The sequence below is a fragment of the Ruegeria sp. AN6 genome (assembly GCF_056540425.1).
Genome location: NZ_JBQFWR010000005.1, coordinates 39,453 through 55,987, shown reverse-complemented (window position 1 = coordinate 55,987; position 16,535 = coordinate 39,453). Strand labels below are relative to the sequence as shown.

General features: G+C 54.4%; 16 protein-coding genes. 8 read left to right on the top strand and 8 right to left on the bottom strand.

Going from position 1 to position 16,535, the window contains the following annotated elements:
• The first annotated feature begins 296 nt into the window (after window positions 1–296).
• Both ACR0MQ_RS10155 and ACR0MQ_RS10150 read left to right on the top strand, forming a co-directional pair.
• Window positions 297–509 (top strand): hypothetical protein, encoded by a 213-nt coding sequence (locus ACR0MQ_RS10155; protein WP_480607854.1) that lies wholly within the window; start codon window positions 297–299, stop codon window positions 507–509.
• A gap of 395 nt (window positions 510–904) precedes the next feature.
• Window positions 905–1,132, top strand: coding sequence for a c-type cytochrome (locus ACR0MQ_RS10150; protein ID WP_480607851.1), 228 nt, complete (start codon window positions 905–907; stop codon window positions 1,130–1,132).
• 167 nt (window positions 1,133–1,299) lie between these two features.
• On the opposite strand, the gene ACR0MQ_RS10145 is transcribed toward ACR0MQ_RS10150, so the two are convergent.
• From ACR0MQ_RS10145 to ACR0MQ_RS10135, 3 genes are all read right to left on the bottom strand, one after another.
• A complete protein-coding gene (locus tag ACR0MQ_RS10145; protein ID WP_480607848.1) occupies window positions 1,300–1,710 on the bottom strand; it encodes a phage integrase central domain-containing protein in 411 nt (136 codons plus the stop codon).
• Window positions 1,644–2,087 carry an Arm DNA-binding domain-containing protein gene (locus tag ACR0MQ_RS10140; protein ID WP_480607845.1) on the bottom strand — a complete coding sequence of 148 codons (444 nt, stop codon included), beginning with the start codon at window positions 2,085–2,087 and terminating at the stop codon, window positions 1,644–1,646. Before ACR0MQ_RS10140 ends, ACR0MQ_RS10145 begins: the two co-directional genes overlap by 67 nt.
• Before the next feature lie 236 nt (window positions 2,088–2,323).
• The gene (locus ACR0MQ_RS10135; protein WP_170474907.1) at window positions 2,324–2,941 is read right to left on the bottom strand and encodes a TetR/AcrR family transcriptional regulator; all 618 of its coding nucleotides are present in this window, start codon (window positions 2,939–2,941) and stop codon (window positions 2,324–2,326) included.
• Between the two features lie 161 nt (window positions 2,942–3,102).
• On the opposite strand from ACR0MQ_RS10135, the gene ACR0MQ_RS10130 reads away from it, so the two are divergent.
• The 5 genes from ACR0MQ_RS10130 to ACR0MQ_RS10110 all read left to right on the top strand — a co-directional run bounded on the left by ACR0MQ_RS10130 (window position 3,103) and on the right by ACR0MQ_RS10110 (window position 7,648).
• Window positions 3,103–4,032 (top strand): AEC family transporter, encoded by a 930-nt coding sequence (locus ACR0MQ_RS10130; protein ID WP_170772390.1) that lies wholly within the window; start codon window positions 3,103–3,105, stop codon window positions 4,030–4,032.
• Between the two features lie 103 nt (window positions 4,033–4,135).
• A complete protein-coding gene (gene fghA / locus ACR0MQ_RS10125; RefSeq protein WP_170772388.1) occupies window positions 4,136–4,969 on the top strand; it encodes an S-formylglutathione hydrolase in 834 nt (277 codons plus the stop codon).
• Between the two features lie 3 nt (window positions 4,970–4,972).
• Window positions 4,973–6,433: a Si-specific NAD(P)(+) transhydrogenase gene (gene sthA / locus ACR0MQ_RS10120; RefSeq protein WP_480607839.1), complete on the top strand. Its 1,461-nt coding sequence runs from the start codon at window positions 4,973–4,975 to the stop codon at window positions 6,431–6,433.
• Window positions 6,430–6,885, top strand: coding sequence for a YaiI/YqxD family protein (locus tag ACR0MQ_RS10115; RefSeq protein ID WP_010441380.1), 456 nt, complete (start codon window positions 6,430–6,432; stop codon window positions 6,883–6,885). The genes sthA and ACR0MQ_RS10115 overlap by 4 nt, the downstream gene beginning before the upstream one ends.
• 142 nt (window positions 6,886–7,027) lie before the next feature.
• Complete coding sequence (locus tag ACR0MQ_RS10110) at window positions 7,028–7,648, top strand: HAD family hydrolase (protein WP_480607835.1); 621 nt, start codon at window positions 7,028–7,030, stop codon at window positions 7,646–7,648.
• Window position 7,649: 1 nt separating this feature from the next.
• Here ACR0MQ_RS10110 and ACR0MQ_RS10105 read toward each other — a convergent pair whose 3' ends face one another.
• Window positions 7,650–8,891, bottom strand: coding sequence for an MFS transporter (locus ACR0MQ_RS10105; protein WP_480607832.1), 1,242 nt, complete (start codon window positions 8,889–8,891; stop codon window positions 7,650–7,652).
• A 147-nt stretch (window positions 8,892–9,038) separates the two neighbouring features.
• Here ACR0MQ_RS10105 and zapE point away from each other — a divergent pair, with 147 nt between their 5' ends.
• Window positions 9,039–10,097, top strand: a complete 1,059-nt coding sequence (gene zapE, locus ACR0MQ_RS10100; RefSeq protein WP_170772809.1) for a cell division protein ZapE — start codon at window positions 9,039–9,041, stop codon at window positions 10,095–10,097.
• A 66-nt stretch (window positions 10,098–10,163) separates the two neighbouring features.
• Here zapE and ACR0MQ_RS10095 read toward each other — a convergent pair whose 3' ends face one another.
• From ACR0MQ_RS10095 to ACR0MQ_RS10080, 4 genes are read right to left on the bottom strand one after another with little or no spacing between them, the layout of a single operon-like run.
• Window positions 10,164–11,438 carry a bifunctional folylpolyglutamate synthase/dihydrofolate synthase gene (locus ACR0MQ_RS10095; protein ID WP_170772378.1) on the bottom strand — a complete coding sequence of 425 codons (1,275 nt, stop codon included), beginning with the start codon at window positions 11,436–11,438 and terminating at the stop codon, window positions 10,164–10,166.
• Entirely contained in the window at window positions 11,435–12,367 is a 933-nt protein-coding gene (gene accD, locus ACR0MQ_RS10090) for an acetyl-CoA carboxylase, carboxyltransferase subunit beta (protein WP_170474877.1), read from the bottom strand. The genes ACR0MQ_RS10095 and accD overlap by 4 nt, the downstream gene beginning before the upstream one ends.
• Window positions 12,368–12,426: 59 nt before the next feature.
• Window positions 12,427–13,326, bottom strand: coding sequence for a CPBP family intramembrane glutamic endopeptidase (locus ACR0MQ_RS10085; RefSeq protein ID WP_480607829.1), 900 nt, complete (start codon window positions 13,324–13,326; stop codon window positions 12,427–12,429).
• Window positions 13,316–16,411: an ABC transporter transmembrane domain-containing protein gene (locus ACR0MQ_RS10080; protein WP_480607826.1), complete on the bottom strand. Its 3,096-nt coding sequence runs from the start codon at window positions 16,409–16,411 to the stop codon at window positions 13,316–13,318. The genes ACR0MQ_RS10085 and ACR0MQ_RS10080 overlap by 11 nt, the downstream gene beginning before the upstream one ends.
• Between the last annotated feature and the right edge of the window lie 124 nt (window positions 16,412–16,535).

Sequence of the window (16,535 nt, the reverse complement as noted above, 5' to 3'; positions counted from 1 at the left end):
TCCATGTTGAGGACACTTCCCCCCTCAAATTAGACTTAATTCAACCCAACCTTTCCTTGGTATTTGTAGTAGGCGAACGCTCGACCCATGCAAAATTTTTGGGGAGTTTAGGACAAGTTCTTGAATTGACTTTTTGCCCGCAAATCCAGTGGCAAGGTCGTACATAAACCCAGCGAGGAGCAGCAAGGTATTTGGATTTTCTCGAAGTAGTGTATGATTTCAGATTTTTGGGACGCTGGATAGTTCGTCTTTGTTGATCGGTACGCGCCCAACTTTTTCTTGGGGGGGGACAATTTATGCAAAAACTACTCATAGCTATTTCAGCTGTTTATTTTCCGATTACCGCCTTGGCTGAACCAAGTTTGGAACGTGGAGAATATCTCGTGCGAGGACCGGCTGCGTGCGGCAATTGCCATACGCCGCAAGGACCGAACGGGCCTAATATGTCCAATGAGCTTGGCGGCATGATGGTTGAAAAAAAACGACATGATGGAGGCCTGGGCGGTTAACATAACACCAGGTAGCCGCGTTGCGGATTGGAGCGATGAAGAACTTGCCCGAGCAATTCGTGAAGGTATCCGTCCGGATGGCACCGTCATTGGACCGCCTATGCCCATCAGCTTGTATCGCGGACTGAGTGATGAAGACCTCATTTCTATGGTTATGTTTCTTCGGACGATACCTGATAGTAGCGATACCACGCCTGTTTCAACGTACGGATTTCCTCTTCCTCCAAACTACGGTCCGCCGATTGATAGCGTTTCGGCGCCGTTGCAAGGCGCAACTGTCGAATACGGCGAATACCTCGCTGGACCGGTCGCGCATTGTACAGAATGTCATACGACTTTCGGACCCAAGGGTCCGATGTTCGACACGCATCTTGGTGCAGGCGGATTCGAATTTCATGGACCGTGGGGGGGTATCTGTGGCCCCCAATATCACTAGCCACGAGGATGGACTTGCCGGTTATACGGACGAAGAGCTAAAAACAATGATCGTCTCGGGTAAACGCCCAAGCGGGACGCAGATGCTACCGCCGATGGGTTACGCATATTACTCAACGATGTCGCCCGAAGACCTTGAGGCCATTGTAATGTATCTACGAACCATTCATCCTCTTCCTGATCCTTAATTGTTGATATGAGAAACTGCCGGTAACTGCACACCTGAACTCATCGTTGCGTTAGGCTTGTGGTCCCACTGAACGAGATACATATTCGTTTCCGCTTTGGGCTCGGTGCGGTCATTCACCTGGTTTGGTCGAATGACTGCTTTGCGTAGGTGACCAGGTAGTACCAGTCAATGGATACGCTTTTGCAATTCCCTATGGGCGCGGATCAGGTCATTGATCCTCTTGCGCGCTTCCTCAGCTTCACTCGACCGTTCCCCATGCTTCCAAAACGGATGGCTTGGCCCAGCAGCATGCCCGCCTCTAGAAGCTTGAAACATCTGACCAAGGTAGTGCCGGGATGTTTTTTTGGGTTTATGGCGTTGCTTCCCCAGTAGTGCCCGAGCTTTCATTGTAGCTTGCAGGTCAACATCCAATCCCAACGCAGCTGCATGCTTCAGACAGATGCCAAGGCGATCCATTGCCTTGCTAGCGGTTTCGGCTTTGTCGTGCCAAATCGGTGCTAGGGTGTCTCTTATATCGATCTGGTCAATGTCGGCGATAGGAACCTTGCCCAGCTTCGGCAGAACGTGCAGCTCCAAGGGAGAATACCACGCCCTGCTTTACCATCGCCCTTTAGCTCTGCCTTGCGGGTTTCAAACGCATCAATGGCAATGTCTTTGAGCAGGTTCAAATTTCGCTCTGCCTGTCTACGCTCCCACTCTCGCTCTATTATCGAGTCCAGGTTCCTGCGAACGACTGCGCGCCATTTCGCAGCTTCTTCGCGCGCCTCTTTCAGCGCTACGCCCGGATAGGCTCCGAGGCCCATTTCTCTACGGCGTCCGTGCACGGTGACCAATAGTACCCACTTGCCCTGCCTGGCATCGCGCTTATGCAGGCAGAGCCCGCCACCATCGCCGTATTTGCCGGCATCGGCAGTTCTGACCTTTGCTCCACTTAGCTTGTTGGATTGGCGCATGGCTGGATAGATTCTCAAATTGGTCCAACTTTCAGTCCCACTTCTATATCTTGTTTATAACGGAGTACCTCGGAGCAACCCGGAATGGTAAATATCTATATTTACGATGTTTTATCATTTTTGTTGAACACACCGGAACAGCAAAGAACGTATAGGAAAGCGTATTCAATGCCTTCCACCCGCACCACAAAACTTCACAGAATCGATTCGTTGCTCTGACGTTGGGTCGGTCAAACTCAAACGCCGTATCGTGCCATAAACATATCGACCGCCTGCATAGCAACCTCGTCAATCTCGCTTTGGCTGAAACTGTTTTGGATACCAAAAGCGGCCCGTCCCCATAGCCTTACCTTACACAGCTCCGAAAACTGCTCGGCCGCAATATTGACGTCTTCGACAGCCAACTCTCCTTTTGCGACCGCTTTGGTCAGATACTCTGCCATCTGCCGCCGACCATTCTGAGGGCCCGCTTCAAAAAAGGCCTTACCGAGTTCCGGGAACCTGTCTCGCTCGGCGACGCAAATGCGAAAGACTTGCTGCGCAAAGTCTGAAACCAGAAATGCAGTAAGCTGAGTTGCTGCAATTGTTAGCACCTCGCGCGCAGGTTTGGTCTCGTCAATCATTGACAGGATACGCTCGGACATTAACCGGCACTCAGTCTGGGCGACTTCGGTGAACAACAGACGCTTGTCGGGGAAGTAGCTATAGAGAGTAGCCTTCGACACGCCCGCTGATCGCGCAATGTCATCAACGCTGGCGCCTTCGAACCCATCCGCCATGAACACCTCGCGCGCCCCGCGCAAAACCTGATCGAATTTTCGGCCTGTACGCAGGATGGCGGCGGCTTGAGTCATGATGTCTCCTGAATGCGATATTCTACAACACTATAAACCGTTCGGTTCAGTTTCAACGCATTTCAACTGGATCGCGGTTTTGTCACAACGTTTAACCGTCAAGAGTAGCTTCTGCCGCGCGTCGCCCTTGCGACCCCGGCCTTTCATGCTAACACACAGCCATGGTTGAGATCTTTCTGCGCACATTGCCGTTCTTCGCAATCATCGGCCTGGGATTTTGCGCCGCTCGCAGCCGATTTTTCCCGCCCGAGGCAACTGCTTATCTGACCAAATTCGTATTTTTCTTCGCCTTGTCTGCAATGCTGTTTCGATTTGCAGCCACCTTGCCCTTTGCCGAGATCTTCAATGGTCGTCTTGTGATCGGGTATCTAATTGGAACGGCGGGTGTTTATACACTGGCGACGGCCGTCGCCTATCTGCGCGGATTGGATATTCCGACGGCTGCTGTTGAAGCCCAATGCGCCGCGATCGGCAATGTGGGGTTCCTGGGCTTGCCAATGCTGGCGCTCTTGTTTTCTGAAGCGGCCATAGGACCCGTGATGCTGGTTCTAACCGTTGATCTTGTTGTGTTTTCCTCTCTGATCGTGATTTTGATCAACGCTGGTCGAGATGGCCGGCTCGGTCTTGCGACGGTGCGCTTGATTGGGGTTGGCTTGCTGAGAAACCCAATGATCTTGTCAATCTCTGCCGGCTTGATCTGGTCGGCATTCAATGTGCCCGTCCCAGCCCCTTTGAACGACTTTCTAACAATTCTGGGGGGTGCGGCGACACCCGGTGCGTTGTTTGCCATTGGCGCGTCACTTGCCGACAAATCGGCGGAACGCATACAGATTGCGGGTTGGCTGAGTTTTTGCAAACTGGTCCTACATCCCCTTTTTGTCGCGATTATGGTGATTTGGCTGATTCCGGTTGCCTCTTTTCCAGCCATGGTCGCCATCGCGGCGGCGTCTTTACCCGTTGCGGGCAATGTCTACATGCTGGCCGCGCACTACAGAGTGGCCCCACAGCGCGCATCCGCAGCAATCTTACTGTCGACTTTGGCCAGCATCCTGACTGTCCCGCTGGTAATTGGTTGGGTCAGCACCCTCTGATCTTCAAACTTTTCTAAAAATCCACACGCCGGTAGCACCCGCACTTTACGAGGACGCGACAGAGCGATAGCCATGACGCCGACACAACGTAAGGATCAGAGAGATGGAAACCCTTTCGGAAAATGCCTGTTTTGGCGGTGTGCAAGGCGTCTATCGCCATGCCTCCTCGGCTTGCAAATGTGATATGACATTTGGCCTTTTCCTTCCGGCCGAGGCAAAGGACGGCCCAGTTCCGATTTTGTGGTATCTATCAGGCCTGACCTGCACACATGAAAACGCAATGACCAAAGCCGGAGCGCAAGGCTGGGCGGCAGAACAAGGTATTGCTCTAGTGTTCCCCGATACGTCACCTCGCGGAGATGGGGTCGCGGATCATGAAGATTATGACCTTGGTCAGGGCGCGGGATTCTACGTCAATGCTACACAAAAACCTTGGGCGCCTCACTTCAACATGTGGGACTATGTCGCCGAGGAACTACCTGCGCTGTTAGTAGAGAGCTTTGCAATCGATGCCGACCGTCAGGCAATCACCGGGCATTCGATGGGCGGACATGGTGCATTGACGCTGGCGATGAATCTGCCTGGGCGGTATCGGTCGGTTTCAGCCTTCTCGCCGATTTCAAACCCGATAGGGGCGGATTGGGGTCGCAAGCAGCTCAGCGCCTATCTAGGCGATGATGAAGCGGCATGGGCTAAGCATGACGCGTCAGCGATGATGAAAAGCACCGGCTTCAACGGTCCCATCCTGATCGATACTGGTGCAAATGACCAATTCATGGACCTGTTGCGCCCAGAAGCATTGGCGCAGGCAATCGCCGAACGTCGCCAACAAGCCACCTATCGTCTGCAGCCGGGATATGATCATTCCTACTATTTCGTGTCCACCTTCATGGAGGACCACATCACCTTCCACGCCGAAGCATTGTATGGGGAATAAGGCATGAGCAAATATGATTATGACCTGATCATCATTGGCTCAGGTCCTTCGGGGCGCGCGGCAGCTATTCAGGCCGGAAAACTGCAGCGCAGGGTGCTGGTGATTGACCGTAAAGACCGCTTGGGAGGCGTTTCAGTGCATACTGGGACAATCCCGTCCAAAACTTTACGGGAAACAGTGCTGAACCTGTCAGGCTGGCGTGAACGCAGTTTTTATGGGCGCTCCTACCGGGTTAAGGATCAGATCAGCGCGGAAGATCTGAAGGCACGGCTACACATGACGCTCGACCATGAGGTCGACGTGCTGGAACACCAATTTAACCGAAACCATGTGGAAACGCTGAGCGGGCTAGCCAAGTTCATCGGACCGCATGAGGTTGAGGTCGCAACCGACGCAGGCGAAACAACGCGTTTGACAGCTGCAAAATTCCTGATCGCGACCGGCACCAAAACATATCGCCCCGACTACGTTCCCTTCAACGGCAAAACCGTCGTCGACGGAGATGACTTCCTAGAGATGGAAGAAATACCGCGTTCGCTTTGTGTGATCGGTGCCGGTGTGATCGGTGTTGAATACGCGACCATGTTCTCGGCGCTGGATGTTCGCGTTACGCTGATTGAACCACGCGAGACATTTCTAGATTTCATCGACAAGACGCTAATCCACGACTTCACACACCAAGTTCGTGAAAATGGTGTTGATCTGCGGTTGGGGTCGGCCGTCGAAAAGATCGAAGATGCGGGCGGTCATGTCGAGATTACACTGGACAACGGGCGCCATGTCCGGGCTGAGATGTTGTTGTTTGCCGCGGGGCGCATGGGTGCAACCTCGGCCCTGAACCTAGACGCTGTTGGGATTGATACCGACCATCGCAATCGGATCAGCGTGGACCGAAAGAGTTATCAAACCTCGGTGCCTCATATCTATGCCACCGGAGATGTCATCGGGCATCCCTCGCTGGCCTCAACATCTTTGCAGCAAGGGCGAGTCGCCGCCTGTCATGCGCTTGAGACACCGACCTTACCGGAAAGCCCCTGGTACCCGTATGGGATCTACTCGGTTCCCGAAATCTCGACTTGCGGCATGTCTGAGGAAGAACTGCAGGAACGTGGCATCCCCTACGAGGTCGGCGTGGCCCGGTTCCGCGAAACCTCGCGCGGGCATATCATGGGATTGGAGCATGGTATGCTGAAGATGCTGTTCTCGCTCAAGACCCGCCGCGTCTTAGGAGTGCAGATTGTAGGTGAAGGGGCGACAGAGCTAATCCATATTGCGCAGGCGGTGCTGAACCTGAAAGGCACGGTGGATTACTTCGTCCAAAATACGTTCAACTACCCGACTTTGGCCGAAGCTTACAAAATTGCGGGATTGGACGCTTTTAACCGGATGCCTATTCCCGAAGAGTTCAAGGTACGCAAATCCACCTCGAAGGCGAAAGTGTCGACAAAGGCCAAAGACACGTGACGACGCTTTACATCGATGGCGACGCTTGCCCTGTGAAGCCCGAGGCCGAACGCGTCGCAACCCGACACAAAGTGCCAATGGTCCTGGTCTCCAATGGTGGGCTGCGCCCCTCGACCAACCCGCTGGTGCAGGTGGTGATTGTCGCGGCCGGTGCCGATGAGGCGGATAAGTGGATCGCAGAGCGCTGCGGCGCAGGCGATATCGTGGTGACGTCAGACATCCCGCTTGCCGCGAAGTGCATTGAAGCCGATGCTCGTGTGCTCCGCCCGAACGGTGAGGCCTTTACGGCAGCCAATATCGGCCAGCAACTGGCGATGCGCGATCTGATGGCAGATCTTCGTGCTGCAAATCCTCTGGGAACTGGCGGCGGCGGCAAATCGTTCGGCAAAGCAGATCGATCGCGTTTTCTTGACGTGCTTGAGCGAGAGATACGCGCCGCATTGCGCGGGTAGCAATCCCGCCGGTCCGTGACGCTTCAAAGATGCGTAGCGTCCCGTTGGACCGTGCAGCGCGTACCACGCTGCGGATGGTGCTTGCATCTTCGTCCGGTGCTTGGTTCAGTCGGCGGCAATTGATTAGGTATGGGATTACCATATGACCATCGAAGCCGTAATATTTGACATCGGAAACGTACTGATCGAGTGGCAGCCCGAGCGCTACTATGATCGCGTGATCGGCGAGGATCGTCGTCGTGCCATGTTTGCCGAGGTCGATCTGCATGGAATGAATGATCTGGTGGATCAGGGCCATCACTTCACCGATACGATTTACAGCTGGGCGGACAAGTACCCGGATTGGAGGGACGAAATTCGGATGTGGCACGACAACTGGATCGAGCTGGCCGCGCCTGAAATCCCGCATTCAGCGCGACTGTTGCGAGCGCTGCGCACCAAGAAAGTACCTGTTTTTGCGCTGACCAATTTTGGGGTTCAGAACTTCGACTATGCCACCACCGTTTATCCGTTTTTGAACGAATTTGATCGCCAGTATGTCTCGGGCCGGATGAAAGCAGTTAAGCCTCATACCCCTATTTATGAGATGGTTGAGGCCGATTGCGGCATCGACCCCGCCGCTCTTTTGTTTGCTGATGACAGGATCGAAAACCTCGAAACGGCCAAGGCGCGAGGGTGGCAGACTCATCACTTCATCGGCCCTGAAGGTTGGGCGGATCGGTTGGTGTCGGAGGGACTGTTGACCAAGGAAGAAGCCGTTTAGGTCAGGCTGCCACGCTAGCTGGTTCGCGGTTTTCCCGGATGGGCAGGTGAATGATGGCGCTGAAGGCCCCGATGGCGACTCCGATCCACCAAACCATGGTGTAATCACCAAATTGATCGTACATGCGTCCGCCCAGCCAGATGCCCAGGAAGCTACCGATTTGATGACTCAGGAATACGATGCCGTAGAGCGTTCCCATGTATCGAAGGCCATAAAGATGCGCGACAAGTCCAGACGTCAGCGGCACTGTTGCCAACCAAAGCGATCCCATCACCAGTGAAAACGCGATCACCGACAAAGGCGTGATTGGGAACACGATGAAAGCCCCTGCCGCAATCGTACGGCCAGTATACACAGCAGCTAGCAGATATTTCTTCGGAAAGTGGTTTCCCGCCCAACCTGCCAGAAGCGTTCCACCGATATTGGCCAACCCAATCAACGAAATGGCTATTGCACCCAGGGCCGATGTCGTGGTGATGCCCATTGAATACAACAGGCCCCCGGGCTGGATCGGGCCACACATCTCGGTAACAAAGGCGGGAAAATGCGCAGTGACAAAGCCCAGTTGATAGCCACAGCTGAAAAACCCAATTGCAATCAGTGAATACGAAGGGTCGCGGAAAGCTTTAGCAAGGATTTGCCCCATGCTTTCTTCGAGCTCAGTTTTGCTGATCGGTAGAGGCGCCCGCATAAACGGCAAGGATAGGATCAAAGCGAGAATTGCTGCGGCAAAGACAATGAACACCTGCTGCCAGGGCAGAAAAGTCAGCAACCATTCGGCCGTCGGAGCACCGATAACCTGCCCGAAGCTGCCCGCCGCTGTGACAATCGCCAGTGACATTGACCGGTTCGCGTCGGATGAGGCACGACCAACAACCGCTAGCACAACGCCAAACCCTGTTCCGGCGATCCCGAAACCAACAAGCCACGCATAGATTTGATGTTCAAATGGTGTCACTGACCAAGCCGTCAGCACCATTCCCGCCGCATAGGTCAAAGCACCCAGCACAATGGCGCGCCGATCACCGATCTTTTCCGCGATAGCACCAAAGATCGGCTGACCGATTCCCCAGGCCAGATTCTGAATCGCTATGGCCATAGAAAAGTCGCTGCGCAGCCAGCCGAACTCATCTGCAATTGGGATTTGAAACACGCCAAAAGAAGCGCGCACCGCAAAGCCGACGGTAATGACGATGCAACCGACGATCAGGATCGGATTCATCAGGCGGGTAGATTGCGGCATTGGGCCTCCAGGGAGTGGTTCGTAAAGACGTTAGCGGCGCGACCACACACGTCAATTCAGGAGTTTTGCGACACCAGTTCAGCAAAATTGATGTGTCGGGAAAAAGGTTTCTTTTCAATACGTGAACCGGGCGGTATGGCTCAAGAGATGATGGATTTAACTTCGCTCTACGAGGATCGCATCGCCGATGGTTCTCTGACACGGGATGACGCCCAGGAAGCGGTGCTACCCCGGTTTGATCGCATTCGGGCGGCACTAGCTGAACCGGTTAAGCGTAGTTTTTTTCGCAAGGCGCCTCCGCCGCCCAAAGGCTTGTATCTTTGGGGTGGCGTCGGGCGCGGCAAGTCAATGCTGATGGACATGTTTGTCGAGACACTGGGCGATATCCCGGTTCGTCGGGTCCATTTCCACGCATTCATGCAGGAAATTCACGCAGGCTTGCACAAGGCACGTGAAGACGGTGTCGAAGATGCGCTGGCGCCGGTCGCCGATGCCGTGGTCAAGTCTGTGCGTGTTCTGGCTTTTGATGAGATGCAGATCACCGATATCACAGATGCAATGATCGTCGGACGGTTGTTTGATTTGCTTCATTATGGTGGGGTTGTTGTTGTCACGACATCAAACCGCCATCCGGATGATCTGTACAAGGATGGGCTGAACCGGCAACTGTTTCTTCCTTTCATCCAGCACATCAAAGAACAATTGGAAGTATGGGAGCTGGTTTCACCCACCGACTACAGGCAGAACCGGCTTGAAGGTTCTCCGGTCTACTTCACGCCCATCGGACCCGAGGCGCGAGAGAAGATTCGTGCTGTGTGGAATGATTTGTCAGGTGGGCCGGCGGAGCCTTTGGCTTTGCAGGTCAAGGGACGCGAAGTTGTTCTGCCCGCGTTCCGAAACGGAGTGGCGCGAGCATCGTTTTATGATCTTTGCGGACGGATGCTGGGCCCCGGTGACTATTTGGCAATAGCAGAAGCGCTGAAGGTGCTGGTGTTGGAAGACATCCCGCGATTGTCACGCAACAATTTTAACGAGGCCAAGCGCTTCGTGACCCTGATTGACGCTCTGTATGAGGGGAAGGTCCGGCTAATCAGTTCTGCCGCTGCTGAGCCCGAGATGCTGTACGTCGAAGGGGAAGGCACGTTCGAGTTCGAACGTACGGCGTCACGGCTGCGTGAGATGCAGGATAAGGATTGGGGGAAATAGGGTACCTCGCCTCCGCCCAAGCTAAATGGGCGCGTTCCCCCGGAGTATTTTTGACTGAGTACCGGATCAGGCGTTTTCTCGGAGAATGTTCCCTGCGAGATAAAGGGACCCGCAAATCAAAACCCGCGCGTGAGGGGTTTGGGCAGTGATTGCCGCAAGCGCGTCTGCAACGCTGTCAGCGGTTGTTGCGGTCAGATTCACTTTGGTGGCTGCAGCGGCTGTGTCTTCAGCGCTCAGCGTATTCTGTTCGCCGGGAATGGAGACAGCGGTCAGGCTGGCAGCTTTTGTGGCCAAAGGTGCGAGATAGCCAGTGACATCCTTGGTGTTTAGCATACCGCAAATCATATGCGTCGGTCGTTCTGGCAATGACAATAAAACATCAGCCAACGCCGCCCCTGCAGCTGCATTGTGACCGCCATCAAGCCACAGCTCGGCTTGAGGGGCTTGCTCGACCAGAGGACCGGTTTTCAGCCGCTGCATTCGGGCAGGCCATTCGGCTTTGGTGACCGCAGCCTCGTAGGCATCATCACCCATTTGTAGGTGACGCAATGCAGCCAGGGCGGCACCGGCATTCTGAATTTGATGCCCCCCCAACAGGTTGGGCATGGGCAGATCGCGCAAACCGATTTCATCCTGATAAATTAGGCGACCATTCTCCGTGTGCACATGCCAGTGCTGCCCGTGTATGAACAGCGGAGCGCCGAGACGAGCCGCAGTGTATTCGATGACTTCCAGCGCCTCATCCTGTTGCGGGCCGACAATACAGGGAACCCCTGGTTTGATGATTCCCGCCTTTTCAGCGGCGATCTTGCCAAGTGTATCGCCAAGAAACTGCTCATGGTCGATTGAGACGGGTGTGATTACCGTCAACGCAGGTTGATCAATCACATTCGTGGCGTCCAGTCGCCCGCCCAATCCAACCTCAAGCAATGTATAATCGGCTTTTGAACGAGAAAACGCGAGCAGTGCAGCGCTGGTTGTGATTTCAAAATAGGTGATGTTTTCACCACCATTGGCGGCATAACACTCATCCAGAACGGCGGTGAGGTCGGCTTCGGAAATCAACTCACCACCCAACCGGATTCGTTCGTGAAACCGGGCCAGATGTGGAGACGTATAGGCATGGACCGCGCGCCCTGCCCCCTCAAGACCTGCCCGGATCATGGCTTGGGTCGAGCCTTTGCCGTTGGTTCCAGCGATATGGATGACAGGCGGCAGTTTTGTTTGCGGATTGTCGAGCGCAGCCAGTAAACGCCAAACCCGGTCCAAGGTCAGATCAATGATCTTGGGGTGCAGCGCCATCATCCGGTCGAGGATGACATCCGAGGATTGGGCGGTCATTTTTTGACCGCTTCCTCGGCAGGCGCCTCTGAAGTGGCCTCTTCGGGTTCAGGCGCGGGTAAGTCGCCTTTGATCGCTGGGGGCTGATTCATAAGCATGCGGGTGATCGTGATCAATTCTTCCCGCATCTCGGTACGTTTCGTCACGCGATCAAGCATGCCGTGATCCAACAGATATTCGGCGCGCTGGAATCCTTCGGGCAGTTTTTCGCGGATCGTCTGTTCGATAACGCGTGGTCCGGCGAAACAGATCAATGCATTGGGCTCCGAAATGTGAACGTCACCCAGCATGGCATAAGATGCGGTGACGCCGCCTGTGGTCGGGTGGGTCAGGACAACGATATAGGGCAGGTTTGCCTCTTTGAGCATTTCAACTGCCACCGTTGTGCGGGGCATTTGCATAAGGCTCAGAATACCTTCCTGCATCCGCGCACCGCCCGCAGCCGAGAACAGGATCAAAGGGCGTTTCAGCTTCACAGCTTCTTGTGCGGCGGCGATGATGGCGTTGCCGACATACATGCCCATTGATCCGCCCATGAACGAGAAATCCTGCGCGGCAGCTACAATCGGTGTACGGCCGATCTCGCCAAGGGCAACCAGCATCGCCTCTTTTTCGCCGGTCTTTTTCTGGGCAGCCTTCATCCGGTCGGGATATTTTTTCTGATCGCGGAACTGCAGCGGATCATCTTTTGGGGCCGGAACCTCGACTTCCGAGAAAATACCACCGTCAAACAGATGCGTGAATCGGTCCCGTGGTGTGATCGCCATATGATGGCCGCATTGGGTGCAGACATTCTGGTTCTCCGCCAGCTCGCGATGAAACAGCATGGTTCCACATTCGCCGCACTTGTGCCAAAGATTTTCAGGCACCTCGCGGCGCGAAAAGATCGAGTTGATCCGGGGGCGTACGTAGTTTGTGATCCAGTTCATGTGGGAACCTTGATATTGCGGCGTTGACGTCAAATAAGACGCAATGCCCGGAAATGCAATCAGCGCCTGAGGACCAATCGCGCGGTGAGCCACCCAACGACCATCAGCGCGAAGTCTACAAACAACCAGGGTCTGAGCGCATCCGCATCGGATGCCTCGTAAGGCAGGTGAAACAAGGCCAAGCCCCCAAGGTTGTCGGGCAGAGAAATGACCAGAAGTGCGGCAAAGTTGTTAAAAAAATGCAGCGCAATGGCAGGTCCAAGTGTCCCTGCCCGCGCAGTCAGATCAGCGGTCAGCAATCCGAAGGTAAGAGCCCAAATGGAAATCAGGATCGCATTATCACCAACGGTGGCAGGACTATAATGACCTGCAGCGAACAAGATCGACGGCAGCCCCATCCAGATAACTGGAGACCGGAACCGCGCAGCGAGACTTTGTTGAAGGTAGCCGCGAAACAGAATTTCTTCGGCGCTCGTCTGAATGAAAACCGCACCCAACGACAAAGGTAACAATAGAAGCCATTTGGACCAGCCAAGGTTAACTAACAATGATTCACCCAGATCGTAGGGCGGTAACGCCAATATTACGAAACTAAGTATGAGCAGCGCGCGAAGGACGCGCCAGAACTGCCGCAGGGCGATCGACTGATTTCCGACGATGGAAGACAGCGAACGATGCTGAAACAATCTTGCACCCAGCGCGACCCCCAGCGTGGCAAAAATAAAACTGGCTAGCACGATAAGCAGTGCGAATGGGGAAGACCCCGTGAGAAAGGCAGCCGCTGATCCGGGCGGGCCCAGGCTGACGACAGTAGCAAATAAAATTGCGTTGAGCGTCACCACAACCACTGCTACCAGCGCTAAGCCTGCAAAAAGACGCCAGATCTCTGGATGCCTGCTGGCGTCCTCAATCAGGTGTTGATGGCTCTTATAAGCGCCGGGCTGTTCTCTAGTGTTCATCGTTTCGCTCAACATCTGTCACAGGCGGTTCTTCACCAATCAGCGTGCTACCGTTACGCAGCCGTTCAGAAACGGTGGTCAGATAGCCGGCCACCGTTTCAAGGAGCCTCACCGCCACACCTGCATCACTTTCGATTACTGCCCGTAATTCTTCGGCACCAATTCGTAGGAAGGAACAATCCGTGAGAGCCACCAGATCCAATTGGCGGGGCTCATTGGTAATGATCGCCAAATCACCGATCAGACGCCCTGGCTCTACCGTCGAGATCGAGCGTTTTTCACCGTGCTCATTGATCCAGTTCACGCTGGCCTTACCAGAGATACACAAATAGGCTGCATCCGGTGCCTGACCACGCGCAAATATGGTTTGACCTGCCGCCGCCTCGTACCATTGGGCCGAAAAGGCAAGAAGGCGTTGGTTGCGCCCGTCCAAGCGTGCAAACAATTCGGTAGAAGAAATGATCTTCAGCTTTCGGCTCAGATCATCCGACGTGTCCTCCTCACCTGTTGTGGCAACACGCGACACACCGTCAATTCGACCATCTTTGATTTCCACAAACAAATCATAGGCTTCAGGATGGGCGAAGTGATCCTCCATGAAAATCATAACTGAATCGGGCAACAATTCGCGTAACTTCAGGCGGGTTCTCAAACGGCTCTCTGAATCATGGCTGGCCAGCGCTTTGTCTAGGATCAATATATCCGGTCGCTTTATTCCCGCTCGTGAAAACGCAGCGCGTTCCTGAAACACAGTTGGCAGGTTGTTCCCACCCAGTCCGGACGGCAGGTCATATATGATTGCGGCAGCCCTGCGGCGTAGCCCAGCCTCGTTCAGCACTTCGGCCACAAGATCTTCGATCTCTTCGGCCTGAGCCCCGGCCATGATCGAGACGCGACCATACAGAGCATTCTCCATGGCTGTCAGGCGCGGAACATAGGTGTCCGGCGACACCGGGATAAACATTGACCCCATGGCAGCCCGCAACCGTTCGGCCTGAGTGCGACGGATGGAAAGGATCTTTTCCTTGTATTCCTCTGGGAAGCTGGGGCCGATTTGCTCGGCTGTCAGCATGAACGGCACGGTCAGCAGAAGTGCGCGTTCCTGATCACCGATAGAGTCATCTCCTTTGGTCTTGCGGCGCTCTTCGATATCCAGCAGACGGTGATACATGTCCTTCGTCATGCCGAGCCTTAGAAACAGCGGGTGATCAGCGCCGTCACGCCCGAAAGTCTGGTTCAAGGTTTCCAGTACAGCCTCGGCAATCCCGAGCGCATCACCATCAAGATCATTGGCCCTGAGTAGCGATAGGAACCGGTCATCACCTGCAAGGATGTCAGGCGCTATGTCCTGCGTTGGAGAGGCAAAAAGCAGGTTACCACCCAAAGGAACAGCTGGATTGAACTGGTCCGGATCGAACCGGTAAACATATTTGTCCAACCCTCGCTCCTGCAGTCGGGTCGCAACAGTATCACGCAGATTGACGATTTCATCTGCCAGCGCCGGGTGCACTTTCGGATCGAATTGAGAACGCAACGTTCGGCGAAACATAAATTCATCGATGCCCATAGCTTCGACAAGCTGGAACCACCAGTCGCGAATGTCTTCGATGTCGTCGAGACCCGCTAGACCTGGGTCGATCCATTCATCAGACAAGGAATCCGGAGGGTTCCCTGCCCGCACCGCCTCGATTTGACGGCGCGAGGGCACTCTGAGCGCATCTTGTTCGTGCTGAGGATGCGTGCGCAATGGCATCAAGAGGTTGTCCCCCAGCGTTCCGTCAAACAAATACGGTCGCGAGTAAGCATAGCCGATCCTTGCGGCAATTACCGCTTGATGAAGATCGCTCAGGTTATGACCGGCCATCAAGACCTCTCCCTGAACCGGAAGCAACTCGCGCGTCAGTAGCTGCGCAAGCGCACTACGCTCATAGGCGTGTTTGGACTGAATGGCGATCCGGGCCCCTTTCGGAATTGTCAGATCGATATCTTCGAGGATCGTCTTGCCGTCATCGTCACGAACCGTCACGTTTCGCAACTCGATATCCCCGGTGAGATGCGGGATGGTATCTGGAACGCCATCAAACAACCGCTCAGGTATCATGTTTGAAGGCGCAAAACGCTCGATCACGATCTCCCAGCGCAGCGACATATCCTGCACCTGATTGTAGTAGGTCAACAGGTCTTTCCACGGGCCGCTGAGGTCCTTGTAGGCACCAAGCGCGGCAACCAGCGCGCCCACTGTCACCTCACCGGTGATCGCCAGATACCCGCCCACCGAGTAAAACAAAAAGGGCGTAATCTGAGTGATCAGGTTATTGAGGAATTTCATGAAGAACTTTTTGTTGTAGATCTTGAATCGGATCTCGAACAAGGTTCCCAGACGATGGCTGAACTGCGCCAGTCTATAGCGCCAGCCACCGTTGGTGCGCAGGTCGCTTATCCCGGCAGCGCTTTCCCCGATTTCAGAGCTTAACCGCCTAACCTCCTGAATGCGGTCTTTGTTCAGCAGGTTGATCTGGCGTTGCAGCTTGGGGATCAGCCAGGCTTGCAGCGGGATCAGTGCTATACTGGCAAGCCCGAACCAGACGCTTTGCATGAACAAAAAGGTGACGATGGTCATCATTTGACCAAACTGAAACACCGGCTGCGCAATCGCATCGCCCATCAGCCCGCCCATTGGCTCGGCCTCGGAAGTAATCATCGACACCAGCTCACCCTGACTGGTTGTCGCAAAATAGGATTTGGGAAAACGCATAGAGCGACCGATCAGAGTAAAGCGAAGACGCCGCAACATCCGTTCGGCCAAAATGCCTTTCATAGTGTTGATGCGCATTTTCATGACACCGCTGGCGATCACCGTCGCCAGAAAGGCAAAACACAGAATCATCAGGTACTGCACCTGGCTCACAGTGATACCAAGCACAGTCACAGTGTCCGTTGGTGCACCAATAGCATCGTTGATAATCTGCTTTGGAAGCTCCAATGAGGCATAGAGAAACGGAAATGACAAAACCGTCAAACACAGCAACACCAGTTGTTGTTTCTTCGAATACTTCCAGATGAATGAAAATAGGGTGGGTTCCATGCCCCTGCCTCGTCGTGACTTTAATTGATCTGGGGTCATTTCGCCAGAACGCCGACGGTAAGCTGCAGCCCAGTCCATTGCAAGAATTGTGAAGTACCGCCGCCGTAAATTCCAGTTGATCTGC